A 24,554-nucleotide genomic window follows, 5' to 3' on the forward strand; every position below is an offset into this window, starting at 1 on the left:
ATCATGGAAGACAGCTTGAAGAGTGTTGCACAACATACTCTGCAATATGCCATTCACCATGGTGTGCAGGTCGAGGTATATGCCAGCAGCCAGCGCGAGTTGCAGATAGAAGCCGCCAATCAAAGGGTAGAAACACTAAAAGAAGCCACAGAAAGCGGGTTGGCAGTGCGGGTGGTGAATGCCGGTCGGCTTGGATTTGCCTACACCTCTGATCTGAAGCCGACAGCGCTGAGGGAGGCTGTTGATGCGGCCATGGCCGCCTCCGATTTTATGCCCCGGGACGAGCACCTCCAATTGACTCCGGCGGGACTGATATATTCGCCATTGCAGACTTATGACCATGACTTGGGGCGACACCCGGTGGAAGAAAAGATCTATCTGGCACTGCAGGCCGAGGAAGTCGCGCGCATTGCTGATCGGCGTATCGCATCGGTGGAGCGCTCCGTTTATGATGAGAAAGAATTCGAGGTGGTGATCTGCAACAGCCTCGGATTAGATGTTTATGGACGGGGCAATTATTGCAGCCTTTACCTGTACGCAGTCGCCCAGCAAGATGGGGAGGCTCAGGGTGGCTTTGGCACTATGAGCCGCCGCCGTTATAGTGAACTGGATGCTGAACAGGTAGGCCATGAAGCTGCTGAGCGAGCTGTGCGCAGCCTGAAGGCCAGAAGCATGGAGTCCACTGTCTTGCCCTGTATTTTGGAGCCTTATGTGACAGTGAAATTTCTAGGCTTGCTGGCGCGCATGGTGGATGGGGAAGCGGTTCTGAAGGGCAAGTCGCTATTGGGTGACAAGGCAGGCCAGGAGGTAGCGAGGCCTGTATTATCCGTAGTCGATGACGCCACCCGGTCTGACGGTCTGGCCAGTTTCCCGTTTGATGACGAAGGGGTGCCCACTCGGAAATTGTCCCTGGTAGAAGCGGGCCGGTTAAAAGGCTTCCTTTATGACAATCAGACTGCACATAAGGCCGGGCTGGCTTCCACCGGACACGCGCGACGTATGTCATACCGCAGCCTGCCTTCCATAAGCCCCAGCAACCTCAGCATTTCAGCAGGCCAGGTCGATGATCATACCCTGCTCGAGTCAGTTGAAGAAGGATTATATGTGACCGACCTGATGGGGCTGCACACTGCCAACCCGGTATCCGGTGACTTTTCCCTGGGCGCCGCCGGGTTGCTGATCAAAAATGGCAGGTTTACTTACCCGGTGCGGGGGATGGTGGTGGCTGGGAATATGATGCAACTGCTGCAGGATATCGAGGCGGTTGGAAATAAAGTGCGTTTTTACGGCAGCCGGGGGGCTCCCAGCCTGCGGTTGGCTGCCTTGAGTATTGCGGGAGTTTGAGGAGGTGGATATGCTGGCTAAAGTATTGGTGATAAACGGGCCTAACCTCAATATGTTGGGACGTCGTGAACCAGAAATATACGGAAGTGTTACCCTGGAAGAGATCGAGGCAGGCATGACCAGGATGCTGTCTGAGGCACAGTTCACTGCTGAATTCTATCAGTCCAACCATGAAGGCGAACTGATAGACAGAGTACAGAACGCTGGGGAGGGATGTGACCTGATCATCATCAATGCCGGGGCTTTAACACATTATTCCATAGCCCTTTATGACGCCCTAAAAGCGGTGGGGCTGCCGGTGATCGAGGTCCATATGAGCAATATCTATACACGGGAACCATTCCGCCAGCAATCGCTGCTGTCTCCGCTGGCTATAGGCGGTGTTTTCGGCTTTGGAGCCATGAGCTACTATCTGGCGGCAAGAGCTGCCATCGATTACCTGCGCAGAGTAAAAACCTTAGAAAAATCACAATGGTGAGTGAGGATTGCTATGAACAATGAAAATATCACTGCGCTGAGAAATAATCTGGTCGATATGGGACTGGATGCGCTGTTGATCAGCGCCCCCTCCAATATACGCTATCTTTCCTCCTTCACAGCCGGTGCTGATGCCCGTCTGCTGCTCACCTTGGAGGAGCAGTTCATTTTTACCGACAGCCGCTACCGCGAGCAGGCTTATCTGGAATGTCCGGAGTGGCGTTACCAGGAAGAAAGACCGCTTACTTATGAGAAGCTGTATGGGGTGGTTCAGGGGCTAAGCCGCATCGGATTTGAAGAGGCCCATGTCAATTATGCCACCTACCGCAAGCTGGAACAGATTCAGCCGGGCATCTGGGAACCAGTGGCCGGGTTGGTGGAGTCCCAACGCAGGGTAAAATCAGCTCAGGAACTGGAAAGGCTAAGAAATGCAGCCCGGATCGGGGACGAAGTCTTTCAGGCCATTCTGCCGTTGATCAAAACCGGTGTGGAAGAAAAGGTCCTGGCTGATACCATCGTACACTTAATACGACAAAAAGGTTGTGAAAAGGAAGCCTTTGATGCTATTGTGGTATCGGGAGAAAATGCCGCTTTGCCGCATGGCAGGCCGCAAGACAAGCCAATCTGCCCCGGGGACATGGTAACCATGGACTTCGGGGGCTTCTTCCAGGGTTATGCCGGCGACATGACCAGGACAGTGGCGGTTGAATGCGCTCCTAAACGCCTGCGGGATACTTATCAGAAGGTCCGGGAGGCCCAGCAAATCGGCCTAGATAGTATCAGGGCGGGAATCCGCGGGTGCGAGGTCGACAGGCTAGTGCGGCAGTGCCTCCAAAAATACAGCTTAGACCAATACTTCAGTCACAGCACCGGCCATGGATTGGGCTTGGACATACACGAAGGACCGACCCTGTCTGCCAGTAGTGATGACTTACTGGAAGAGAATATGGTGGTGACAGTCGAACCTGGAGTGTACATCCCCGGCTGGGGCGGCATACGCATTGAAGATGCGGTGATCGTAACCAAAAATGGAGCGGATATAATCACTCACAGCACTAAAGAATTTTTAATTCTATAAATATTTATGGAGGGATAGCATGATATCAGTTAATGACTTTAAGACCGGGGTTACCATTGAGATGGACGGACAGGCTTATGTGGTGGTGGATTTCCAGCATGTCAAACCCGGTAAAGGGGCCGCTTTTGTAAGGGCCAAACTGAAAAATGTCAAGACCGGCGGAGTGGTGGAAAAGACTTTCCGTGCAGGCGAAAAACTCCCCAAAGCACATCTGGACCGCCGTGAAATGCAGTACCTCTATAATGACGGCGAAGGCTATGTATTTATGGACAATGAAAACTATGAGCAGATTACAATAAGTGCAGACGCCATGGGGGATGGAGTTAAATGGCTGTTGGAAAACATGAACATCCACGTGCTGTTTTTCCAGGGTAATATAATCGGCCTAGATATGCCCAATTTTGTGGAACTGGAGGTTATTGATACCGAACCTGGTATAAAAGGCGATACTGCCACCGGCGCCACCAAGAGCGCTACCTTACAGACCGGTGCCAGGGTGCAGGTGCCTCTGTTTATCAACACCGGTGACCGGCTGCGCATCGATACTCGCACCGGCCTTTACATGGAACGGGCCTGATAAGGTCTCATTATATGCCGGGTTTACTTTCCTTCCTTTTTAGCAATAATATAAACAGTCCTATGGATAAGAAAAGGGAGGATAGTTATGATAACCAGAGACATAACAGAACAGGTCAGCTACCTGCAGGGATTGACAGAAGGTTTAAACATTAATGACGGCGGTCCGCAGGGCAAGATTATCAGCGGCATTCTGGATGTGCTCAGTGAAATCAGTGCCAACATCAAGAACCTTCGGGAGGATGTATTCGAACTCAGTGAATACCTGGACAGCATCGACGAAGATCTGTGCCAGCTTCAAGAAGCTGTAATGGAAGATGATGATATCGACCATATCGAGCTGGAGTGTTCCAATTGCCAGGAAAGATTGTATTTTGATGCTGATGTGTTGGATGATGACGATACTATTGAAATCATCTGCCCGCGTTGTAATGAAGTGGTTTTTGTGAATGACGGCTCTTTTGATTACGACCCGTGTTGTATCGAAGACGAAATCCTGTCGGAGGAAAAAGGCGGCGTCAACCCTTCACCCTCTTGATAAACCAGGATTAAATAAAACACCTTAAACCGCCCCGTGGGATGCCGCAGGGCGGTTAGTATATGCAGGTCTTTCGCAGATTCATCAGTGATCCTGCAAGTCCCTCTGCCGAACGACAACCCCTGTTGATTAAAAACTTCTCTTTTACCAGACCGGTTAGCTGTCTGCGCACCAATTAGCTGGCATATTTTGCAGCCCTTGCCAATATCTATTTACAGCAAGGTGGTGATAATATGCCGGTTATCAGCTCTCCCAATCAAATCAAAACCGAGATCCTATCCTATCTCCCAATACATATGCAGAAGCTTTTAAACAGCCTCAAGCCAGACGACTACCACAACCTGGAGGAAATTCGCCTGAGATGCGGACAGCCTTTGGTGGTGCGAATCGGGGAACGGGAACTAGCAGTTGGCCCAGGGCGTCTCACTGCCACCCTTCATGAAGGCTATCGAGTAGAGCGGGAGGACATCTGCCGGGTAATCGCCTCCATAAGTGACAACTCGCTATATGCCTTTGAGGAAGATATCCGCCGCGGCTTCATCACCATACCCGGGGGTCATCGGGTGGGACTGGCCGGACAGGTGGTATTAAAAGAGCACCATATAGAACTGATAAAAAATTTCGGCAGCCTGTGCTTCCGGGTGGCCCGAGAGGTTAAGGGGTGCGCCGGGCCGGTCATGCCGATCCTGTTCGGCAACCCGCAACAGGTCTTGCACAATACCTTGATCGTATCACCGCCCCGATGCGGCAAGACCACCTTGTTGAGGGATATTGCCCGCTGCATATCTGCAGGTTCACATTGTCCCGGCATGAATGTGGTGGTGGTGGACGAACGCTCTGAAATCGCCGGTTGCCATCAGGGTGTGCCGCAATTGGATGTAGGGCCGCGCACCGATATCCTGGACGGATGCCCCAAAGATGTCGGCATGATGATGGCTATTCGCTCACTCTCTCCGCAGGTGATCATCACCGACGAAATCGGCAGGCAGGGCGATGCCGACGCGGTCATGGAATGCGTGCATGCAGGAGTCAATATAATCAGCAGCGCTCATGCCGGAAATCTGGATGAACTGCGCCAGCGCCCGATTTTGAGAAAACTCATGTCTGATGGAGTGTTCAAACTGGTGATTATCCTGTCGCGCCGCCAAGGCCCGGGACATATCGATCAAGTAATAAGGTGGGATGCGCAATGATATTGAAATCCATAGGCACCATCATGATCATCACTGGAGCGGGGGTGTGGGGATTGTCCGGCGCCAGGCGCCTGACCAAACGGCAGGAGCAACTGGGGGAATTGAAAATGGCTCTGGCCTATCTGGATAAGGAAATCTTTTACATGCATAACAACCTGTCGCAAGCCATGCTCAATACTGCCAAATTTGCGAGCTGGCCGATAAATGTCCTTTTCGCTGCCACTGCTCAGGAACTGAACCTCAAAAAAGGCACTACTGCAGACGAGGCCTGGCAAAAAGGTGTCAACGCCCTGCAGGCAGAGGCACAGCTGCACCCTAATGATATAGCGCTGCTGGCCACTCTGGCTTCCCAACTGGGAGTTTCCAGTGCATCTGAGCAGAACCGGGCCCTGACCGCCCTGGGAGAGGAACTGGGCCTGCAAGAAATCAAAGCCCGGCAAGAGATCGAGTGCAATCACAAGCTGTGGTCTTATGGAGGCTTTATTATGGGTACTGCCATTGTCTTATTGTTGATATAGATTCAAGAAAACAGGAGGTGGCCTGGTGAATATCGACATTATTTTTCGCATCGCAGGTATTGGCATATTGATCTCAGTGCTCTCTATTGTGCTAAAGCAGGCGCGTAAAGAAGAACAGGCGGAAATGCTTACTCTAGCCGGTGTGGTAGTCGTTTTAATAATCGTGGTGCAATTAATGAGCCAGTTGTTTACCGTAGTGCGCTCGGTCTTCAATCTGTAAACGCTGCAGCCATAGTCCTGGTAGAAGCCAAGACATCAAAGGGGAGATGGTTTTTGGATATAGCTCAAATAGTCGGGTTAGCCTTGATAACCACCATACTGCTGTTGATCATCCGCCAGGAAAAACCTGTCATGGCTGTGCTCCTCACTGTGGTCTGTGCGGTGGTCATCTTTACGCTGATGATGGAGAAGCTGGTTTCGGTCATAAACGTGATGAAAGAACTGGTGGCGCGAGCAGAGGTCAATTATTTCTTTTTCAGCACCATATTGAAAATAATCGGTGTGGCCTACCTGGCTGATTTCACGGCAGCTATCTGTCAGGATGCCGGGGAAGGTGCCATAGCTAAAAAAGTGGAATTTGCCGCCAAAGTGATCGTAGTTGTTTTAGCCATCCCCATTATGGTCGCCATACTGGAATCACTGATGGAATTGATGCCAGGCTGAAAACCAGCCCACAAAAGGCCTTAAGGAGAGGATGTCAATGGTCCACCGCCTCTTAAAAAACACATCCATAATATCCTCAATATCCCCAAATTCGACAGCCAATAATGTCGGCAAAAAGGGTACAAGTCTATCCCCAGTCGCCTCGGGCGGTTCTGTCCGGGCCTGGCCGAAATGCATACGAGTGGCTCTGCTGACCCTGTTGCTTATAGGTCTTTTCATGTATATCGGTCCCTTGCCGCTTATGGCCCAGACTGATGAGGGCAGTTCGTTCCCAGTCTTGAGTATTCAACAGGGAATGGAACAACTGGACCTGGAGGAAATCGAGGAATATAAACGGCAGGTGGACAGTGAGATAAATGATTACCTGCAAGGGGTTTCTATCAAACAATGGATTTTGGATTTTATGCAGGGCAAATGGGAATTCGGCTGGGCGGATACCGTTAAGCGACTTATACAATTGATGATGGGGGAAGTGGCGGTCAATAGCGGTCTGCTGATCAGACTTCTGGTGTTATGTGTGCTTTCCGCTTTGCTCATGAATCTGCAACAATCTTTTTCTACCGATGTGGCGCGTATTTCTTACCTGGCCTGTTATTTGGCCCTGGTCACCCTGGCGGTGGGCTCCTTTAAAATCGTGCTAAATATCGGACAAACCACCATCAATAACATGGTAAGCTTCATGACCGCCATGCTGCCGCAGATGCTGGTCTTGACTGCCGGTCTGGGCGGCATTAACAGTGCCACCATGTTGTTTCCCATGTTGATGACTACCGCTACCGCTCTGGCCAATGCCATCAATAGCATCGTATTTCCGCTCATCATCCTCTCTGCTGTGGTCAGTATTATGAACCATATGTCGGAAAGTATCAAATTGCAGCGCCTGGGTAAGTTCTTCACGCAGATGGCGCAGGTGGCCTTAGGTTTTTTTCTGACCCTTTTTGTGGGCATTCTGACCATGCGAGCTCTGTATGCTTCGGTGCTGGATAAGACTGCACTCAGGGCCACCCGCTTCATCTCCGACAATGCCCTACCGGTGATCGGCAAGATGTTCTCCGACACCATCGAGGTCACCGCCGGTTATATCGTGATGCTAAAACAGGCCCTGGGAGTTTTGGGAGTGTTGATCATCCTGGCTATGATAATCATGCCGGTGATCAAGGTAACAGCTATTGCCTTGATTTATAAAATTGCCGCCGCCCTGGCCGAGCCGTTGGGGGATTCCAAGACCGCTGCCGTTCTGGAGAGCATGAGCACCCACCTGTTCCTGATGCTGGCAGCGGTAGTGGCGGTGGCTTTGATGTTCTTTATTATGATAGCCATTGTGGTAGGGCTGTCAAACGGTTGGGGAAGCCTGCGTTAATGGGCAGGATATGGAACTGACAGGAAGGGGGTCTGCTATGGATGTCTTGGTAGAAATAGTAAAGAATCTTTTGGTGATTATAATTTTGGCCAGTTTTTTAGAATTACTGCTGCCCACCGGTGCCATGAAACCGTATGTACGCCTAGCCATTGGCATGTTTGTTCTCATCGCCATACTGAGCCCACTGGTGCGCTGTATCTATCCACAGCAAGCCCTGCAGATCGATGCCTGGGAGTGGTCTGACTACAGCCTCGGGCAGCAGCAGGTTATGGAAAGGGGCAGTCAGTTGCAGAGTACTATAATGAGCCACAGCAATGCCGGTGTGCAGTCTAAGCTGGAGGGTCAGATCAGTGCTATTGCCATGCTGGTTCCAGGGGTGAGCACAGTCGACAGCAAGATTGCCCTCAACCCAGACGGTTCGATCCAAAAAGTCACCATCAACGTGTCTGGAGTTGGCAGTCGGGATTCCAGTGAGTCAACCCTGGGGGTATTTTCCGGCCAGGAAGATACCTTCATAGATCCGGCGGTAGAGCCGCGTATGAGAGAGATCATGAAGAACATGTTTGGACTTAGCGAACAGCAGATAGAAATACAAGTTAAAGGAGGTCCTTAATAATGTGGGAAGATTGGATCAAAAATACCAAACAGCAGGGCGCGGGCCTGTCTTGGTTCCAGAGCAGAAACGGCAAAACGGTACTTGTTATTGTGGTTTGTATCGGTTTGCTGGCCATTATGTGGCCGTTAGGACAGGTCAACCCCCAACCTGCGGCTGTCACCGGTACTGCTGTACAGCCCGTCCAAACCGGCAAAAGCCAACAAATCGGAGAGCAACTGGAATACATCCTGAGCCAGATCGAGGGTGCCGGCGCGGTAAAGGTGGATGTGATGCTGGCATCTGAAGGCAGCCGCCAGTACGCTCATAATACCAGGGAAGAAAGGCGCGATACCAGCGAACAACAGGCTCAAGGCCTGAATAAAAGAGTGGTTGAACAGAGCACTTCGCTCGACCTGGCCGTATCTTCCGGGAGCCCTTTGCTGATCGAAGAAAAGACCCCGGAAGTATTGGGGGTGTTGGTAGTCGCCGAAGGGGCATCGAATATAGCAGTCAAGGAACAACTGACTGCTGCCACCTCAACGTTGCTCAACGTCCCTCTGCATCGGGTGATGGTGGTAGCCGGAAAAGGAGGCAGATAGCATGATAATGGGGAGAAAAGAACTATTGAAAACGCTGGTCATAGGGATATTGACAGTGGTGCTTTTGCTGGGAACCGTAACCACCATCAAGTACCTGCAGCAACCGGTTAGTGTGAATCAGGTGGCAAAAGACTTCCAAACCTTAGAGGAATCAGTGTCACAAACTACTACCAATGTGGTTTCAGGAGGCTTTTTTAATGAATACCGCCTGAACCGGGACCGCATGCGCAGCAAGCAGGTGGAGATGCTCCAGGATGTCATCAGCAACACGGGCAGCGACGCTAAGACCCGCGATGCGGCCGGAATGCGCCTGGTGGACATAACCAGTGCCATGGAAAAAGAGTTGAAGGCTGAGAATCTGATCAAGGCCGAAGGGTATCAGGAATGCGTCATCATGGTGCAGGCAGATAGTACCACCATAGTCTTGCAATCTCCTCCCATGCAGCCGCAGCAGGTCAAAAGGGTCAAAGAACTGGTCGGCCAGGCCGTAAACAGCAGCCCGGACAAACTTTCCCTGGTGACCCGCGGGCAGCCCTAGCCAATTTACAAAACATTGGTAAGGCGGGTGACACTGATTAAGGGTATCAATGCCCTGCCTTAGCCGAGCCAAGCAATCCAGCCCGGCCGGTTAACAAGATGGCTAGATTTTGGCGGCAAAAGCCCATATTGTTGCATACATGCCCAGTAATATTGAAGTAAGACACATTTAGCCATATAATATAATCCAAACCAGCCGGTTAACAAGATGGCTAGATTTTGGCAGCAAAAGCCCATATTGTTGTATACATGCCCAGTAATATTGAAATAAGACACATTTAGCCATATAATATTAAAGAGCTAGAGTAGAAAAGTATGCTCAGGTCGTTGACCTGGGTATATTTGTATATAAGGGCTTTTATATGGCAGCCTTATCAGGCGGGGCCATTATTTAGGGCGGAGGCGGATTATGAGTAGGATTAGGATTACTGATACCAGCTTGCGTGACGGCCACCAGAGCCTCTGGGCGACCCGAATGGCGACTTCAGATATGATACCGGTCTTAAAGCAATTGGATGAAATTGGCTATCACTCTCTGGAGATCTGGGGCGGCGCTACTTTTGACGTATGTATTCGTTACCTGAACGAGGATCCCTGGGAACGTTTGCGGGAGATACGCCGCACCATCGTCAAGACCAAACTGCAGATGCTGGTCAGAGGACAGTCGTTGGTGGGCTACACCCATTACCCGGATGACATAGCTATTAAATTCATCGAGAAAGCAGCTGAGAATGGCATTGATATCTTCCGTATCTTTGACGCCTTAAACGATCTGCGCAATCTGGAGACCTGTATGCGCACCGTGAAAGAGATCGGCAAGCATGCCCAGGCCTGTGTAGTGTACACCATCAGTCCGGTGCATTCCATACAGCATTTCGTCGATACCGCTTTGAGGCTCCAGGATATGGGCGCTGATTCTATCTGTGTTAAAGATATGGCTGGATTACTGGCTCCTTACATTTCTTACGATCTTATCCGGGCCTTGAAGGAGAATGTGGATGTGCCCATTCAGCTTCACACCCATTATATCGGCGGGCTGGCCATTGCCACCCATTTAAAGGCCGCTGAGGCTGGAGTCGATATCATCGACACCGCCAGTGTTCCCATGGCCTTCGGGTCTTCTCAGCCGCCGGTCGAAACCATAGTCAGGGCACTGCAGGATACCGAATGGGATACCGGTCTGAGTCTGCACGACTTGTTCGAAATCGCCGAACACTTTGAGCAGATCCGTAAGCATAAGGGATTCGAGCGTGGCGTCACCAGAATAACCGATATGAAGGTCTTTGAACATCAAGTCCCCGGAGGGATGATTTCCAACTTCTATTCACAATTGGAGGAACAGAAGGCAGCACACCGCTTAGACGAGGTCTTGCAGGAAATCCCCAGGGTGCGTGCTGATCTGGGTTATGCTCCGCTGGTCACCCCTACCAGCCAATTAATTGGAAATCAGGCTGTTATCAATGTCTTATTAGGGGAAAGATATAAGATGGTGCCTGGCGAGATCAAGGAATATGTGCGGGGCTGCTATGGGAAACCCCCGGCACCTATCGACGAGGAGATCAGGCGCAAAATCATCGGCGATACGCCGGTTATTGAAGTCAGGCCAGCAGATCTGCTTGAACCCATCTGGGAGAAGGCCAGAGAAGCCTGCAAAGAATGGGCTGAGAGCGAGGAAGACATTATCACCTATGCCCTCTTCCCGCAGGTGGCCTTGAAATTTTTCGAATGGCGCAAATCGCGCAGTACGGAAGATGTTCCGCAGATCCAATCCAATGAAGAACTAGGACCCACGGTAGTGGAGAGAAAGGCTAACCCGGCGGCTCCTCCTAAAATGAAGCCACCGACCAAGCCGAGAGCAGTCAGTAGGGGAGATGAAGATATGAACATCGATGAAATAAGGGAATTGATGTTGCTTTTAGATCAGAGCAATATAGCTGATCTGGAGCTGCAAAAAAATGACTTCAGAATACATCTGCGCAAATATGCAGCGGATACGCCGACAGCACCCAATCCGGTTCCCAATGTGCCCCAAGCCCAGCCTGCCGAAGCCGCAGAAGTGATGCTGGATGAAAATATCACTGAAGTGTTGGCCCCCATGGTAGGCACATTTTATGCTGCGCCTTCTCCGGATTCAGATCCTTATGTAAAAATCGGAGATAGAGTCGAGCCTGGCCAGACCCTGTGCATTTTGGAAGCAATGAAGCTGATGAATGAGATCAAGACTGATTTTTCCGGAACCATTGTGGGCATTCTGGTGGAGAATACGCAGCCGGTTGAGTACGGGCAGACCCTGTTCCTTATCAAGAAAGATTAGGGGTGGAAGGTTGTTTGAAAAGATATTGATCGCCAACCGCGGGGAGATTGCTCTGCGGGTGATTCGGGCCTGTAATGAACTGGGCATCCCCAACGTAGTGGTATATTCGGTGGCTGACAAAGACAGCCTGCCGGTCAGACTGGCTGATGAAGCTGTCTGCATAGGCGGGGCACAGGCCCGGGAGAGCTACCTGAACATACCCAATATAATAGCTGCAGCACGTAACACCGGCGCGGATGCTATCCATCCCGGGTACGGTTTTCTGGCTGAAAACGCGTATTTTGCCGAATTATGCAATACATATGACATAAAGTTTATAGGCCCTCGTTCCGATGTTATAGATACCATGGGAGATAAGGTCAAGGCCCGGGAGGTGGTAAAACCCGCCGGGGTGCCGGTAGTACCCGGCAGTGATGGCGCAGTGAGCAGCTATCAGGAGGCGGTAAGCATCGCTAAGGAAATCGGTTACCCGGTGATGATCAAGGCTTCAGCCGGCGGGGGCGGCCGTGGGATGCGCCTGGCACACAGCCGGGATTCGCTCAAAGAAGCCCTCAGTACAGCCCGCATGGAGGCCGGTGCGGCCTTCGGCAATGATGCTGTGTACATTGAAAAGTATCTGGAGGAACCCCGTCATATCGAGTTTCAAGTTCTGGGTGACGAGTACGGTGATCTGGTGCACCTGGGTGAGCGTGACTGTTCCCTGCAGCGCCGCAATCAGAAGCTGTTGGAAGAAGCGCCCTCGTCCTTTCTCGATGACACCTTGCGTAAGGCCATGGGTGATGTGGCCATTAAGGCCGCCAAGGCGGCTAATTATAGCAGCGCCGGAACGGTTGAATTTCTGGTAGACAAGAATCGTAACTTCTATTTCATTGAGATGAATACCCGGGTGCAGGTGGAGCATCCCGTAACCGAGATGGTTACCGGGGTAGACATAGTCAAGGAACAGATCCGCATTGCGGCCGGTGAACCATTGAGGTTCTCTCAAGAGGAGATCGTGCTCAACGGCTGGGCTATAGAATGCCGCATCAATGCCGAGGATGCAGAAAATGAGTTTCGCCCTTCACCAGGCCAGGTGGGCCAATATGTGGTGCCCGGAGGGCCAGGTATCAGGGTGGACTCCTCGGTTTATTCCAACTACCTCATACCGCCTTATTACGATTCCATGGTTGCCAAGTTGATCGCATGGGGCAACGACCGCGATGAAGCCATTGAGAGAATGAAGCGCGCCCTGCATGAATTCAAGGTGGAAAACATCAAGACTACCATCCCCTTTCATCTCAGGGTTCTTGATAATGCTTTCTTCCGGCGCGGAGAAGTATATACCAATTTTATCCAGAGACGTATGGAAGACTGATATTTTACACCTGAATTTGAACAAGCCCTGGTCATCTGGTAGAATAATACATACAAATTTGCAAATCATAAATTGGAGGTGGAATTAATGGATTCGCAAAAACCCGAAATCACTAATGAGATTGGTTCGATTCGTATAGCCGATGAAGTGGTCGCAACTGTCGCTGGACTGGCTGCGGTTGATGTTGAAGGTGTATCTTCGATGAGCGGTGGTTGGGGAACCGATTTGGTTGAAAAGTTGGGCCGGAAGAATTTCGGCAAAGGCATAAAGGTTGAAGTCACAGATAACGAAACCAAGATCGATATCTATCTGATCATCGAATACGGTTATCCCATTCCGAACGTCGCGGAAACCGTTCAGAAAGAGGTCAAGATGGCAGTTGAATCCATGACCGGATTGAAGGTAAGTGCGGTTAATGTCAACATACTAGGGGTTTCTTTAAAAAAGGCTGAAACCGCCTATGATGGAACCGACCTGGAGAAGGAATAGCATTAATGCAAGTCAGGTATTTTAACCCCCTGCCATAAACAGGGGGTTAACTGTATTTCTTTAGAAAGAGGTGGGACAGTATGTCGGGTACCTTGCGTCTGGTATTATTTGTCTACAATCTGCTGTTTCTGGCCCTGGCGGGTGTATCTTTGGCGGCGGCCCTGAATCGGCCAGAGCCGATGAACTACATACAGTGGGCTTTGGCGACAACAGAGAGCAAGCTCATCGTCGGGATCGTGTCACTGCTGTTGTTGGCCGCTACCCTGGCAGTATTTGTGGCCATATTCAAAAGGGAGCCCCGCCTGGAGCAAGTGCTAGTAAAACAAGGGTTGCAGGGAGAGATCGCCATCACCGTTCCGGCTATTAAAGTGCTAATAATGAAGGCCATCAAACCGATTGAAGGGGTTCGTGATATTAGACCTGACGTGGCTCAGAGCGTGGAAGGCCTCATCATTAAGCTACATATGGCTATTAATCCGGAACTGAGTGTCCCTGAACTCAGCCAGCAGATTCAGTCCACGGTTAAGCAGTATCTGCAGGATATCGGTGGGCTGCAGGTCTCGGAAGTGCGTTTACTGGTTGATGACATTCCTGCTGCGGGAAGATAGCAGCCAAAAAGGGGGCAGTCCATATGCTGGATAGATTGATCGCATTATTGTGGCAGGAGCACCGCGGCAAGACCGTGGGTGTGATGCTAGGGTTTGCCGCCAGCATCCTGTTTGTGACCCTGGGATTCTGGCGCACGATATTTATTGTAATCTGCCTTTCCATCGGTTATTGGATTGGCAAGCGGGTCGATGACCACCACAGCTTTAACAATTGGATGGATACCTTCAGGAATCAGCGCTAGCCGGAAAGGACAGATGTGATTGAGCAGAAGAAAAGCCCGAGTAGCAGCCTTCAAGGCTATATTCCAATATGACCAGGTTCAGGCTGAACCGCAGCAGGCGTTGACCTACCTTTTTCAGGAGGATGAAGTGGGTGCGGAGAAGGACCGGGTTTTTGCCTACGAATTGGCCAATGGAGCTGTACGACACCTGGCTGAAATCGACCAGGCTATCAAACGTTTTGCCCGGGAATGGGATTTGAACCGCATGTCAGCGGTGGATCGCAATATCATGCGTCTAGCAGGCTTTGAGATCCTCTTTATGGAAGCCTCCGAGCCGATAGTGGCTATAGATGAAGCCGTAGAGATCGCCAAGAAGTACGGCGATGATAATTCACCAGCCTTTGTAAATGCCATTTTAGACAGGATTTTGGGTGAAAAGCATGGAACTGTTCCTGGGACTTGATACTAGTGCATATACCACCTCAATGGCGGTAGTCAACAGTCGGCACGAAATCGTCGCCGACGAACGCATACCGCTCACCATAAAACCAGGAGAAAGAGGGTTGAGGCAATCACAAGCTCTCTTTTTTCATGTGCAGAATTTACCCCGGCTTTTGGAACGCCTGCCTTCAAACTTGAGTCGGAAAGTGGTCGCCATCGCAGTCAGCGCCTGGCCCAGGCGGGTGAAGGGCAGCTATATGCCGGTCTTTCTTCCCGGACTCAACCAGGCTCGGGCTTTGGCCCACTTCAATGACTTGCCCTGCTATGAGGTCAGCCATCAGGAAGGACACATCATGGCAGCTTTGCTGGGAAATGAAGAACTGCTCCAGCAAACCAGCTTCATGGCGGTTCATTTTTCCGGGGGCACCTCAGAAATCTTGAAGGTTAGCAGGCACGACCGCCAATTCCTGCAAGTGGAAGCCGGCCTTTCGGGGTTGGACTTGCATGCCGGTCAGTTGGTGGATCGGGTCGGTGTGGCCATGGGGCTTCCGTTCCCAGCAGGTCCGGCTTTGGAAGAGCTGGCCTCCCGGTCAGACGGCCGGGATATCCCTCGTCTGGCTACCTCAGTCAGCGCTGCTGGTTTCTCCTTTTCTGGACTGGAGGCGCAGATTTTACGCCTCTTGGCTAAGGGATGCAAGCCTGAGGATATCGCCCTGGCTCTATTCCGGGCCTTGGGCAGAACTCTGGAAAAAGCCCTTTTGAAGGAAAGTGTGCGCATGGAAAGCAGTTCTGTCCTCTTGGCGGGGGGAGTCATGGCCAACCAGTTCATCAAACAACATCTTACAGATCGTTTGTGCCACCCGGCGCGGGGATTTAAACTGTATTTTGCTGAACCCAAACTATGCAGTGATAATGCAGTCGGGGTGGCGCGGCTGGCAGTTGAGCTCTTTCAGGGGAAGCTTGCGGAGCATAAGCTCGATATAGCCCCTATGGTCTGACAATGATATAAGGAGAGCTAATCAGAATGCAAATGATATCCGGAACACAGCTAGCGGCCGAGATCCGGCAGCAAATATGTCAGCAAAACCAGAACCACGGGATAAGCCCAATTCTGGCGGTAATTCTGGTGGGAGAGATGGAAGACAGTACCGCCTATGTGAAACTGAAGCAAAAGGCCGCTGCGGATATCGGCGGGCAATGCCGGGTTGTGCATTTACCCGAGGATATAACCGCAAGAGGACTTCTCCATGAGATTGCCATCCTCAATCAGGACCAGCAGGTGCATGGAATTATCCTGCAGCTGCCTTTGCCGCCCCATCTTCAGTCCTGGCAGGATGATTTCTTGCAAGCCATAGCCCCGAAGAAGGATGTGGATGGATTTAATCCCGTCAACCGCGGTCTGTTGATGGGAGGGCGTCCCCTGTTCACCAGTTGCGCAGCCCTGGCTGCTATGGAGGTAATAAGCCGCTTTCTTCCAGATCTGAAAGGGCGTGAGGCCCTGTTGATCGGAGATTCCTTCGATCTCATCCTACCCCTGGCAGTGATGCTGATAGAACAAGGCTGTGAGACTCGAGTCATGCCGGAATGGAATCAAGAGGCCATTAAAGCCGATATCGTTGTGGTGGAAAAAGGTTCTGCCATGATGTTGAAAAAAACCCATGTGAACAAAATCGGCTTGCTCATCGATGCTGGTTTCTATTGGGGTGAGGGCGGTTCCAGGGGCAATGTGGACAATGAAGATGTGGCTCTCAAAGACGGCCTTCTGCTGCCTGTCCCCGGGGGCATAGGCCCATTGTTGATCGCCTTTTTGATGTATAATCTCTCCCGGGCCGCCTGGGAGCAAATGAGTTCATCATGAGAGAGTATCTCACTGTCAGCGAAGTAAATAAGCACATTGACCACCTTATGCAGACTGATGTTATCCTCTCTGATTTGTGGTTAAAAGGAGAGATATCGGGTTTTAAGCATCACCGCCAGTCGGGGCATTTTTATTTCACTTTGAAGGATCAATCCAGTGCCTTAGGTTGTGTGATGTTCAGGAGTCAGGCCAGGAGGGCTAGCATCACCCCTGAAGATGGCATGGAGGTTTTGGCCCGGGGCACGGTGTCGGTGTACGCTGTGCAGGGCAGGTATCAGCTCTATGTGCAAGAACTGAAACCTTTTGGAATTGGTGCCTGGCAGTTATACCTGGAGAAAATTCGGGAAAGGTGTCAGGCAGCAGGCTACTTCGATGCAGAACGCAAAAGGCCTATCCCCAGTATGGTGAATCGAGTGGGCATTATCACTTCCCAGGATGGAGCGGCTTTGCAGGATATACTCAAAGTCATCCGCCAACGTCACCCGCGCTGTCAAGTGTACTTAGTGCACAGTGCAGTGCAGGGGAACGATGCCCCCAGGGAATTGGCGGAGGGCATCCGTCTATTGAACCAGCACGGCCATTCGGAGGTCATTATTCTGGGGCGCGGGGGAGGTTCATGGGAGGACCTGATGCCCTTTAACACCGAAGTGGTGGTGGAGGCAGTTTATAATTCCCGGATTCCTATCATAACCGCTATCGGCCATGAAGTTGATTACAGCCTCGCCGATCTGGCTACTGACCTGCGCGCTGCCACCCCAACGCAAGCCGCAGTACTGGCAGTTCCTGATATGAATCAACTGGAATCGACCGTAATCAGGCAGCAGCAGCGCCTGGTGGGAGCAATGGACCGACTTTTAAGCAAGAATATGGAGAGGCTCGACCGAACCATGATGAACAAGGTGTGGAGAGACCCGCTTCAGCTGGTCAAACAACGTGAAGAACGATTGCGGCAGGTTGGACTGAGGCTCGATAAGACCATGAAGGGCCTCTTTGAGCAGAGGTCGGCTAATCTGGCCCTGTTGACGGCTAGACTGGACGGAATGAGCCCGCTTAAAACCATGCAACGAGGCTATGCCATGGTTAGATCAGGCCAGCGGATCATCAGCAGAGGAGAACAGGTGGAGATCGGGGACAGGCTGCAGGTTTGTCTGGAAAATGCTGATCTCAGCGTGGAAGTGAGGGCAAAGGAGGCTGTATCGAGGTGGAGGGGATGAAATTTGAAAAGGCCTTAGAGAGGCTGGAAGAGATCGTAGACCAGCTGGAAAGTGGCAGTTTGGATCTGGAGACCGCGGTCAGACTCTTTGAAGAGGGTATTGCCTTGTCGGTTCGATGCCAGCAGGAGCTGCAAAAAGCAGAAGGACAAATCCAGCAGTTGGTTAAGAAACTGGAGGGCGGATGGGAGATTGCCGACATCTAAAGAAATACCTACGGTTGCAGGGAGACAAAATAATGGAATTTGACCAGACCAGGTTTTACGAACAGTTACAAGTACGAAAAACCAGCATAGAACAACATCTTCAGAGATACCTGCCGGTGGAGGCTTACCCGCCAGTGATACACCAGGCCATGAATTATGCTGTTTCAAATGGGGGTAAAAGACTGCGCCCTATTATGACCGCAGAAGGGGCCATATTGGCCGGTAAGCCGGCCCAAATGGTGATTCCTACTGCCTGTGCCATCGAGATGATACACTGCTATTCACTGGTACATGATGACCTTCCGGCCATGGATGATGACGACTTGAGGCGCGGCCAGCCCACCTGTCATATCGTTTATGGTGAGGCCAATGCCATTCTGACCGGAGATGCCCTGCTCAGCCGGGCCTTCGAATTGATGGCTCTTAATGCTGCTGAGCCAGGTATTGATCCCCGTAATGTGGTCAGAGCTATAGAGGAGGTAGCCAGGGCTATTGGCAGCACCGGCATGATCGGCGGGCAGGTCTTAGATCTGCAATGGGAAGGACAACAGATCAGGCTTGAAGATCTGCAACGCCTGCACCTGTTGAAAACCGGGGCTCTTTTCCAGGCTGCCCTTAAGGCCGGAGCCATTCTGGCCGGGATGAGTGGTGAGCCTCTTAAGGCTCTGGATAATTACACCCGGCATTTCGGGCTGGCATTTCAGATCAGTGACGACATTCTCGATGTTAGCGGCGACCAGGAGATTATCGGTAAGCCGGTGGGGAGTGACCAAAAAAACCAGAAAACCACCTATGTGAGCCTTTTTGGCCTGGAAGCCGCACGAGAACTGGCCCGCCAGAGTGTTGAAGAATGCCATAACGCCCTTTGTGGTTTCGGGGAGGAGGCCGATTTTCTGCGCGATCTGGCCTGCTTTGCGCTGCTGCGCGAAAGCTAGCAGGTTGACCTGCATACCCATCATTGGGAGCGCATGCCTTTGCTGCAAAGGAGAATTTGGCCTCAAAGGGAATAACAAGCGTAAATACGGGCAATCATGGCGTTTATCACAACTGGAAGGGTATTTTTATACATGATATAATATAGTACTGAAAGGGCTGGCAAAAGGTTGCAGTATTCTAGTCAACCCTATCGGTTTTGAAGACGGGGCTAAAAATCCGTTAAGGGCACATCGATGAAGCTTCTGGTGTCGGCTTGTGACGCCCAGTCAGGGGTCGATGCTGGGAGTTAAGGATGTGTGGGGAATCCGCAACGGCATGCGGGCTCTACCCAAACGTCCGTGGAGGCTCGCCATTCAGGTGGTGGGAAAACCTGCATTCCGGTAACAAAGCTGGGTGTAGTGTAGCCTGCCTTGAGTGGGGGCGGCGAATGAGCTTTTGTGAGTTGTACTTATCTTGGCCGAGATGGTGTGGCTTGCTCTGAAACCGTCGCTGCAAAAGAGGCTAGAAACCGATGTGGGTTGTTGAGGAAAACTCCTAGACTGAGTGCTATATGCACGGTTTGTTGAGGATTAAAGTGCGTACTAAGTGGTAATCCAGTTCTGTCGGCGGTGACGCGGCAGAGCAGGCGTAAAGGGAAATCGCCCATTTGGCAACAATTGGGTGTCCTGCTGGGAAAACCGTCTGGACCTAAGTCGCAGCGTTTACTCAATAGACAACCTTTTGCCAGAACCGTTGTTTTCGGAGGAAAAATCAGCTTGTCTGGTTACATACGCAAAAACCATCTGATTTCGGCCCTAATTATGGGCTTTTTAACCTTTGTGATAGCTCTGTTGATGAGCATCGGTTCTGAGGGACTGGTCAAAACGGCCAATCATATCGCCGTAGCCATTACTCTGCTCTTAATCATCATGTTACTGGGGATTGTATTTGATACTATAGGAACAGCTGTCACTGCAGCAGAATTGCCGCCTTTTAATGCCAGGGCGGCAAAAAAAGTATTTGGGGCCCGGCAAGCGGTAAAATTGATTCATAACGCAGGTTTGGTAGCAAACTTCTGCAATGATGTGGTGGGCGACATCGCCGGGACCTTAAGCGGCGCTATCGGAGCCGGGATCGCTATAAGTCTGTTGAGGAGTTATCCTTTAATCGATGCGGTCTGGACCGGTGCAGTCATGACCAGTCTGATCGCCGCAACAACTGTAGCCGGAAAAGCCCTGGGAAAACACCTCGCCGTCAACCACGCCAATAAGATCGTATTTCGAGTGGCGGTTGTCATGGGCTGGTGGGAGAATGTTACCGGGATTGAATTTTTTAAGAAGTAGAAGGTGTATCCGTGTCTTTATTGGACAAAATCGAATCTCCGCAGGATTTGCGGCAATTGGATAAGGCCCAAATGATACTTCTGGCTGATGAGATCCGGGAATTGTTGATAAATAGTGTTTCCGCATGCGGGGGCCATCTGGCTTCAAACTTGGGCGTAGTGGAATTGACTCTGGCCCTGCATTATGTTTTTGATACCAACACGGACCGGGTCATCTGGGACGTCGGCCATCAGAGTTATGTACATAAGATCTTGACCGGGCGCCGTCAGCAGATGTCCACTCTGCGCCAATTAGGGGGACTATCTGGCTTTCCCAAGACCGAAGAATCCAATCACGACGCCTTTAACACCGGGCATAGCAGCACTTCAATCTCTGCTGCCTTGGGGATGGCTTTGGCCCGGGACCTGATGAAGCAAAAGTATTCAGTGGTGGCTGTAATCGGCGATGGCGCTCTGACCGGAGGCATGGCATTTGAAGCCCTCAACCATGCCGGACATCAGGGGTGTGACCTGACCGTACTATTAAACGATAATGAGATGTCCATTTCCAAAAATGTCGGGGCTTTATCGGGTTATTTGAACCGTCTGCGCACCGACCCCTCCTATTCCCGTACCAAAGAAGAGATAGAATCTCGCTTAAACCGCATTCCGGCTATCGGTCCCAACATCGCCCGGGCGGCCGGAAGGATGAAGGATATGGTAAAACACCTGGTGGTGCCGGGGATTCTCTTCGAAGAACTGGGTTTTACCTATATCGGGCCGGTCAACGGGCACAATTTGGATGAGTTGTACTTGATGCTGAACAATGCCAAACAGATGAAGGGCCCGGTATTGATCCATGTCATAACCCAGAAGGGGCGGGGCTATGAACCAGCCAGTCTGGAACCCGACCTTTTCCACGGTATCGGACCTTTTAATGTTGAGACCGGTCACCCTTTAAAGAAATCATTGCTGACTTATACTGAAATCTTCGGCAAATATATGCTGGAGCGTGCTAAAACCGACCCCAGCATGGTAGCCATTACTGCTGCCATGACCAGCGGCACCGGCTTGACGGCTTTTGCATCCTGTTACCCGCAGCGTTTTTTTGATGTGGGTATATGTGAACAGCATGCCGTTACTTTGGCGGCAGGCATGGCCAGGTCCGGGTTAAGGCCGGTAGTGGCTATTTATTCTACCTTTCTGCAGCGAGCCTATGATCAAATCATCCACGATGTAGCCCTGCAGAATCTGCCGGTGATATTTGCTATAGACCGGGCCGGGCTGGTGGGCGAAGATGGACCCACCCACCACGGGGTGTTCGACCTGGCCTATCTGAGGAGCATTCCTAATCTCACCGTGATGGCTCCCTCTGATAAGGAAGAGCTTATCAAAATGCTGGACCTGGCCTTCACTATGGAGGGACCGGTAGCCATCCGTTATCCGCGCGGGGTGGCGGAAAGCCATGCTGCGGAAGCTGACGCCACGGTTGTGCCCGGCAAGGCCAGGCTGATATGTGAAGGCCGGGATCTCACCATCATGGCCATTGGCAGAGCGGTGAATATAGCCCGGGATGTAGTAGCCAAACTAAACCAGGCCGGTATCGCCGCCGCTCTGTTGGATGCTCGTTTTGCCAAACCGGTGGATAGTGCCAGCATTTTGCAGCGCGCCCAGAGCGGTGCGCCACTGGTGACTATGGAAGAAAACAGCTTAAAGGGCGGATTCGGCAGCGCAGTAACCGAAGTCCTGGCTGAATCTGGTGTAGCCTCCGGTTGTATGCAATTGGGCATTCCGGATGAGTTTATCGGACACGGCAAGACCGAGTTGTTATTCGAGTATCTCAACCTGGATGCTGATGCCATTGTGGAGGGTATAATAAAACGCTGGCCGCAGCTGCTCAAAAAAGGGCATGAAGTGGAGTTGCTGAAGATTGTCAAAGGTTAGGTTGGATGTCTTGGTTCATCAGAGGTCGCTGGCCGCAAGCCGCGAAAAAGCCCAGGCTATGATTCAGGCCGGGCAGATAATGGTAGACGGTCAGCGGATGGATAAACCCGGTACACTGGTCGCAGAACAAGCCGATATTGAGGTACATGGCGACAAGCTCAGATATGTCAGCCGGGGAGGTCTGAAGTTAGAAAAGGCCCTGGAATGCTTCAAGGTGGACTGCCAGTACAAAGTGGTATTAGACGTGGGGGCTTCTACCGGCGGCTATACTGACTGCGTGCTGCAAAATGGGGCTAGACGGGTGTATGCGGTGGACGTTGGCTATGGCCAGCTGGATTGGACGCTGCGCAATGATCCCCGGGTCATCAACCTGGAAAGGACCAATATCCGCTATATCAGCAGTGAACAACTGCCTGAGCTGATGGATATTATAACCATAGATGTGTCATTTATTTCCGCCACCCTGGTCTTACCGGCTATAAGGCCCTGGCTGAAGCCTGGAGGGCGGATTATCTGCCTGGTAAAGCCGCAATTCGAGGCAGGCCGGGAAAAAGTGGGGAAAAAGGGAGTAGTCCGGGATTCGCAGGTGCATATAGAGGTAATTGAGAAAGTCATAAACTGTGCGCTCGGTCTGGATCTAGGTCTGGCAGGAATTACCTTCTCGCCTGTCAAAGGTCCCAAAGGCAACATAGAATACTTGTTATTGCTTGAAACGCAAGATCAGCCCCTGAATAAGGATTGGCAATACCTGGTGCGGGATGTGGTTGATGAGGCCCACCAGCGGTTAGGAAAATGAGATGAAATATCTGCTAATAAGCAACCACCGTAAAAAACATACCACCACTATGGCCCGTGAGGTGGCGGTCTGGCTTCAAGACCATGCCATCGCTTGTGACATTGATGACGCTTACGAACCCACCGCCTCCGGACCATTCGATCTTATCATTGTACTGGGCGGGGATGGCACCATGCTGCGGGCGGCCCGGCGCTACGGGCAATGTCGGATACCGATATTGGGAGTAAATCTGGGCACGGTCGGCTCTATGAGCAATATCAAGTCTAGTGAACTGCTGCCATACTTGCCCCAGGTGGTTGCGGGCAACTATACCCTGGAACACCGGCTTATGCTGACAGTAAGGGTTTATGACTCCTCCGCCTTGATCTCAGAGTCACATTGTTTAAATGAATGTGTACTGAAATCTACCGGGGCCAGGATGATAAGATTCACGGTGCAGATCGACAATGGCCACCAGCATAGCTTCAGCGGTGACGGTTTGATGGTAGCCACCCCCACCGGTTCCAGCGCTTATTCTCTGTCTGTGGGAGGGCCTTTACTGGACCCGGGTATGCAAGCTTTGCTGCTCACTCCCCTGGCTGCCAATACCATAGCCTGGAGACCAGTGGTCTTAGGACCGGAGCGCTGTGTGGCGTTGCGTCCAATCGACTGTGATGAGGCCATATTATGCCTGGATGGGCAGACCTGCCTGTCACCGCAACCGGGGCGCTGGATAGAAATCAGGCGAGCCGAAGAACTGCTGCCCCTGGTCAAACTCAAGGAGAAGCCATTTCTGCAGACTATCAACAGCCGTTTAAAACCCTTCAACGGGTAACCTGGGCGCGGCTGGCCCAGCGCCAGACGGTCAGCCGGGTTAAAAGCCGATATCACAACCGGTCCTGCGGAATTATTTAATCAATTTTAAACTGTCAACAGGGAGACCACGATGAAGGCACGACGCCATTTCACCATTTTGGACATAATAGCCACTCAGCGGGTGGGCACACAGGAAGAACTGTGTGAATTGCTCCGGGAACGCGGTTTCGATGTCACCCAGGCTACCGTGTCCAGGGATATCAAGGAATTGAAACTGGCCAAGACCCCTGATGATCGGGGATATCATTACTCTTTGCCTGAAACCGCCCCTGCCCGAAGCCCGCTGGACCGCATGCAGCGGATTTTTAAGGACCTGGTCATAAGCTGTGACCACAGCGAAAACATTATTGTAATCAAAACCATAACCGCAGGGGCGCAATCAGTAGCCTCAGTGATCGATGCTTATGATAACCAACATATATTAGGTACGGTAGCCGGCGACGATACCATTATAGTGGTGGTCAGATCGAGCCTGGCGGTCTTAGAAGTGATGAATATCTTCAACAATATGCTCAGCTCCTAAGTTTTTCAACAGGTTAAGGT

At 51.5% G+C, this 24,554-nt stretch carries 29 protein-coding genes; all 29 read left to right on the plus strand.

What is annotated here, in order from left to right; translation table 11 throughout:
- The first annotated feature begins 3 nt into the window (after positions 1-3).
- The 29 genes from AC15IQ_RS08115 to argR all read left to right on the plus strand — a co-directional run bounded on the left by AC15IQ_RS08115 (position 4) and on the right by argR (position 24,534).
- Positions 4-1,344, plus strand: a complete 1,341-nt coding sequence (locus AC15IQ_RS08115) for a TldD/PmbA family protein (RefSeq protein ID WP_483178457.1) — start codon at positions 4-6, stop codon at positions 1,342-1,344.
- 10 nt (positions 1,345-1,354) lie between these two features.
- Positions 1,355-1,822 (plus strand): type II 3-dehydroquinate dehydratase, encoded by a 468-nt coding sequence (gene aroQ / locus AC15IQ_RS08120; protein ID WP_483178458.1) that lies wholly within the window; start codon positions 1,355-1,357, stop codon positions 1,820-1,822.
- A 12-nt stretch (positions 1,823-1,834) separates the two neighbouring features.
- Positions 1,835-2,899: a M24 family metallopeptidase gene (locus AC15IQ_RS08125; RefSeq protein WP_483178459.1), complete on the plus strand. Its 1,065-nt coding sequence runs from the start codon at positions 1,835-1,837 to the stop codon at positions 2,897-2,899.
- A 19-nt stretch (positions 2,900-2,918) separates the two neighbouring features.
- Positions 2,919-3,476 (plus strand): elongation factor P, encoded by a 558-nt coding sequence (gene efp, locus AC15IQ_RS08130; protein ID WP_483178460.1) that lies wholly within the window; start codon positions 2,919-2,921, stop codon positions 3,474-3,476.
- Between the two features lie 87 nt (positions 3,477-3,563).
- A complete protein-coding gene (locus AC15IQ_RS08135) occupies positions 3,564-4,013 on the plus strand; it encodes a CD1247 N-terminal domain-containing protein (RefSeq protein WP_483178461.1) in 450 nt (149 codons plus the stop codon).
- Between the two features lie 233 nt (positions 4,014-4,246).
- Entirely contained in the window at positions 4,247-5,206 is a 960-nt protein-coding gene (gene spoIIIAA, locus AC15IQ_RS08140; RefSeq protein ID WP_483178462.1) for a stage III sporulation protein AA, read from the plus strand.
- Positions 5,203-5,724, plus strand: a complete 522-nt coding sequence (locus tag AC15IQ_RS08145; RefSeq protein WP_483178463.1) for a hypothetical protein — start codon at positions 5,203-5,205, stop codon at positions 5,722-5,724. Before spoIIIAA ends, AC15IQ_RS08145 begins: the two co-directional genes overlap by 4 nt.
- Before the next feature lie 25 nt (positions 5,725-5,749).
- Positions 5,750-5,944, plus strand: coding sequence for a stage III sporulation protein AC (spoIIIAC, locus tag AC15IQ_RS08150; protein WP_481040598.1), 195 nt, complete (start codon positions 5,750-5,752; stop codon positions 5,942-5,944).
- Between the two features lie 53 nt (positions 5,945-5,997).
- Positions 5,998-6,387, plus strand: a complete 390-nt coding sequence (gene spoIIIAD / locus AC15IQ_RS08155) for a stage III sporulation protein AD (protein WP_483178464.1) — start codon at positions 5,998-6,000, stop codon at positions 6,385-6,387.
- Positions 6,388-6,568: 181 nt separating this feature from the next.
- Positions 6,569-7,747: a stage III sporulation protein AE gene (spoIIIAE, locus tag AC15IQ_RS08160; protein ID WP_483178465.1), complete on the plus strand. Its 1,179-nt coding sequence runs from the start codon at positions 6,569-6,571 to the stop codon at positions 7,745-7,747.
- 37 nt (positions 7,748-7,784) lie between these two features.
- Entirely contained in the window at positions 7,785-8,360 is a 576-nt protein-coding gene (locus AC15IQ_RS08165; protein ID WP_483178466.1) for a stage III sporulation protein AF, read from the plus strand.
- A 2-nt stretch (positions 8,361-8,362) separates the two neighbouring features.
- Positions 8,363-8,941, plus strand: a complete 579-nt coding sequence (locus AC15IQ_RS08170; RefSeq protein WP_483178467.1) for a hypothetical protein — start codon at positions 8,363-8,365, stop codon at positions 8,939-8,941.
- 1 nt (position 8,942) lies between these two features.
- Positions 8,943-9,479, plus strand: a complete 537-nt coding sequence (locus tag AC15IQ_RS08175) for a SpoIIIAH-like family protein (RefSeq protein ID WP_483178468.1) — start codon at positions 8,943-8,945, stop codon at positions 9,477-9,479.
- Between the two features lie 408 nt (positions 9,480-9,887).
- Positions 9,888-11,792: an acetyl-CoA carboxylase biotin carboxyl carrier protein gene (gene accB, locus AC15IQ_RS08180; protein ID WP_483178469.1), complete on the plus strand. Its 1,905-nt coding sequence runs from the start codon at positions 9,888-9,890 to the stop codon at positions 11,790-11,792.
- 10 nt (positions 11,793-11,802) lie between these two features.
- Positions 11,803-13,146 (plus strand): acetyl-CoA carboxylase biotin carboxylase subunit, encoded by a 1,344-nt coding sequence (gene accC / locus AC15IQ_RS08185; RefSeq protein WP_483178470.1) that lies wholly within the window; start codon positions 11,803-11,805, stop codon positions 13,144-13,146.
- An 87-nt stretch (positions 13,147-13,233) separates the two neighbouring features.
- A complete protein-coding gene (locus AC15IQ_RS08190) occupies positions 13,234-13,635 on the plus strand; it encodes an Asp23/Gls24 family envelope stress response protein (protein WP_483178471.1) in 402 nt (133 codons plus the stop codon).
- An 80-nt stretch (positions 13,636-13,715) separates the two neighbouring features.
- A complete protein-coding gene (gene amaP / locus AC15IQ_RS08195) occupies positions 13,716-14,243 on the plus strand; it encodes an alkaline shock response membrane anchor protein AmaP (protein ID WP_483178472.1) in 528 nt (175 codons plus the stop codon).
- 23 nt (positions 14,244-14,266) lie between these two features.
- On the plus strand, positions 14,267-14,485 hold the full coding sequence (locus AC15IQ_RS08200; RefSeq protein ID WP_483178473.1) for a DUF2273 domain-containing protein: 219 nt from the start codon (positions 14,267-14,269) through the stop codon (positions 14,483-14,485).
- A gap of 19 nt (positions 14,486-14,504) precedes the next feature.
- Positions 14,505-14,927: a transcription antitermination factor NusB gene (gene nusB / locus AC15IQ_RS08205; protein WP_483178474.1), complete on the plus strand. Its 423-nt coding sequence runs from the start codon at positions 14,505-14,507 to the stop codon at positions 14,925-14,927.
- Complete coding sequence (locus AC15IQ_RS08210; protein WP_483178627.1) at positions 14,905-15,903, plus strand: Kae1-like domain-containing protein; 999 nt, start codon at positions 14,905-14,907, stop codon at positions 15,901-15,903. Before nusB ends, AC15IQ_RS08210 begins: the two co-directional genes overlap by 23 nt.
- 26 nt (positions 15,904-15,929) lie before the next feature.
- Positions 15,930-16,763, plus strand: coding sequence for a tetrahydrofolate dehydrogenase/cyclohydrolase catalytic domain-containing protein (locus tag AC15IQ_RS08215; protein WP_483178475.1), 834 nt, complete (start codon positions 15,930-15,932; stop codon positions 16,761-16,763).
- Entirely contained in the window at positions 16,760-17,977 is a 1,218-nt protein-coding gene (xseA, locus tag AC15IQ_RS08220) for an exodeoxyribonuclease VII large subunit (RefSeq protein WP_483178476.1), read from the plus strand. The genes AC15IQ_RS08215 and xseA overlap by 4 nt, the downstream gene beginning before the upstream one ends.
- The gene (gene xseB, locus AC15IQ_RS08225; protein ID WP_483178628.1) at positions 17,974-18,180 is read left to right on the plus strand and encodes an exodeoxyribonuclease VII small subunit; all 207 of its coding nucleotides are present in this window, start codon (positions 17,974-17,976) and stop codon (positions 18,178-18,180) included. The genes xseA and xseB overlap by 4 nt, the downstream gene beginning before the upstream one ends.
- Positions 18,181-18,212: 32 nt before the next feature.
- Positions 18,213-19,115 (plus strand): polyprenyl synthetase family protein, encoded by a 903-nt coding sequence (locus tag AC15IQ_RS08230; protein WP_483178477.1) that lies wholly within the window; start codon positions 18,213-18,215, stop codon positions 19,113-19,115.
- 756 nt (positions 19,116-19,871) lie between these two features.
- Entirely contained in the window at positions 19,872-20,438 is a 567-nt protein-coding gene (locus AC15IQ_RS08235; RefSeq protein WP_483178478.1) for a hypothetical protein, read from the plus strand.
- An 11-nt stretch (positions 20,439-20,449) separates the two neighbouring features.
- Entirely contained in the window at positions 20,450-22,360 is a 1,911-nt protein-coding gene (gene dxs / locus AC15IQ_RS08240; protein ID WP_483178479.1) for a 1-deoxy-D-xylulose-5-phosphate synthase, read from the plus strand.
- Positions 22,347-23,156: a TlyA family RNA methyltransferase gene (locus AC15IQ_RS08245; RefSeq protein WP_483178480.1), complete on the plus strand. Its 810-nt coding sequence runs from the start codon at positions 22,347-22,349 to the stop codon at positions 23,154-23,156. The genes dxs and AC15IQ_RS08245 overlap by 14 nt, the downstream gene beginning before the upstream one ends.
- Position 23,157: 1 nt before the next feature.
- Entirely contained in the window at positions 23,158-23,970 is an 813-nt protein-coding gene (locus AC15IQ_RS08250) for an NAD(+)/NADH kinase (RefSeq protein ID WP_483178481.1), read from the plus strand.
- 111 nt (positions 23,971-24,081) lie between these two features.
- Positions 24,082-24,534 (plus strand): arginine repressor, encoded by a 453-nt coding sequence (gene argR, locus AC15IQ_RS08255; protein ID WP_483178482.1) that lies wholly within the window; start codon positions 24,082-24,084, stop codon positions 24,532-24,534.
- The last annotated feature ends 20 nt before the right edge of the window (positions 24,535-24,554 follow it).

This window comes from Syntrophomonas sp. DTU019 (assembly GCA_913757435.1).
Classification (GTDB): Bacteria; Bacillota; Syntrophomonadia; order Syntrophomonadales; family Syntrophomonadaceae; genus DTU019.

Coding starts and splice junctions, on each gene's coding strand:
- accB (WP_483178469.1), top strand. CDS start 9,888: ATGAGTAGGATTAGGATTACTGATACCAGCTTGCGTGACGGCCACCAG.
- efp (WP_483178460.1), top strand. CDS start 2,919: ATGATATCAGTTAATGACTTTAAGACCGGGGTTACCATTGAGATGGAC.
- argR (WP_483178482.1), top strand. CDS start 24,082: ATGAAGGCACGACGCCATTTCACCATTTTGGACATAATAGCCACTCAG.
- AC15IQ_RS08135 (WP_483178461.1), top strand. CDS start 3,564: ATGATAACCAGAGACATAACAGAACAGGTCAGCTACCTGCAGGGATTG.
- AC15IQ_RS08145 (WP_483178463.1), top strand. CDS start 5,203: ATGATATTGAAATCCATAGGCACCATCATGATCATCACTGGAGCGGGG.
- xseA (WP_483178476.1), top strand. CDS start 16,760: ATGAGAGAGTATCTCACTGTCAGCGAAGTAAATAAGCACATTGACCAC.
- AC15IQ_RS08190 (WP_483178471.1), top strand. CDS start 13,234: ATGGATTCGCAAAAACCCGAAATCACTAATGAGATTGGTTCGATTCGT.
- xseB (WP_483178628.1), top strand. CDS start 17,974: ATGAAATTTGAAAAGGCCTTAGAGAGGCTGGAAGAGATCGTAGACCAG.
- AC15IQ_RS08125 (WP_483178459.1), top strand. CDS start 1,835: ATGAACAATGAAAATATCACTGCGCTGAGAAATAATCTGGTCGATATG.
- spoIIIAA (WP_483178462.1), top strand. CDS start 4,247: ATGCCGGTTATCAGCTCTCCCAATCAAATCAAAACCGAGATCCTATCC.
- AC15IQ_RS08230 (WP_483178477.1), top strand. CDS start 18,213: ATGGAATTTGACCAGACCAGGTTTTACGAACAGTTACAAGTACGAAAA.
- AC15IQ_RS08175 (WP_483178468.1), top strand. CDS start 8,943: ATGATAATGGGGAGAAAAGAACTATTGAAAACGCTGGTCATAGGGATA.
- AC15IQ_RS08215 (WP_483178475.1), top strand. CDS start 15,930: ATGCAAATGATATCCGGAACACAGCTAGCGGCCGAGATCCGGCAGCAA.
- AC15IQ_RS08200 (WP_483178473.1), top strand. CDS start 14,267: ATGCTGGATAGATTGATCGCATTATTGTGGCAGGAGCACCGCGGCAAG.
- AC15IQ_RS08115 (WP_483178457.1), top strand. CDS start 4: ATGGAAGACAGCTTGAAGAGTGTTGCACAACATACTCTGCAATATGCC.
- AC15IQ_RS08170 (WP_483178467.1), top strand. CDS start 8,363: ATGTGGGAAGATTGGATCAAAAATACCAAACAGCAGGGCGCGGGCCTG.
- AC15IQ_RS08165 (WP_483178466.1), top strand. CDS start 7,785: ATGGATGTCTTGGTAGAAATAGTAAAGAATCTTTTGGTGATTATAATT.
- AC15IQ_RS08250 (WP_483178481.1), top strand. CDS start 23,158: ATGAAATATCTGCTAATAAGCAACCACCGTAAAAAACATACCACCACT.
- amaP (WP_483178472.1), top strand. CDS start 13,716: ATGTCGGGTACCTTGCGTCTGGTATTATTTGTCTACAATCTGCTGTTT.
- AC15IQ_RS08210 (WP_483178627.1), top strand. CDS start 14,905: ATGGAACTGTTCCTGGGACTTGATACTAGTGCATATACCACCTCAATG.
- aroQ (WP_483178458.1), top strand. CDS start 1,355: ATGCTGGCTAAAGTATTGGTGATAAACGGGCCTAACCTCAATATGTTG.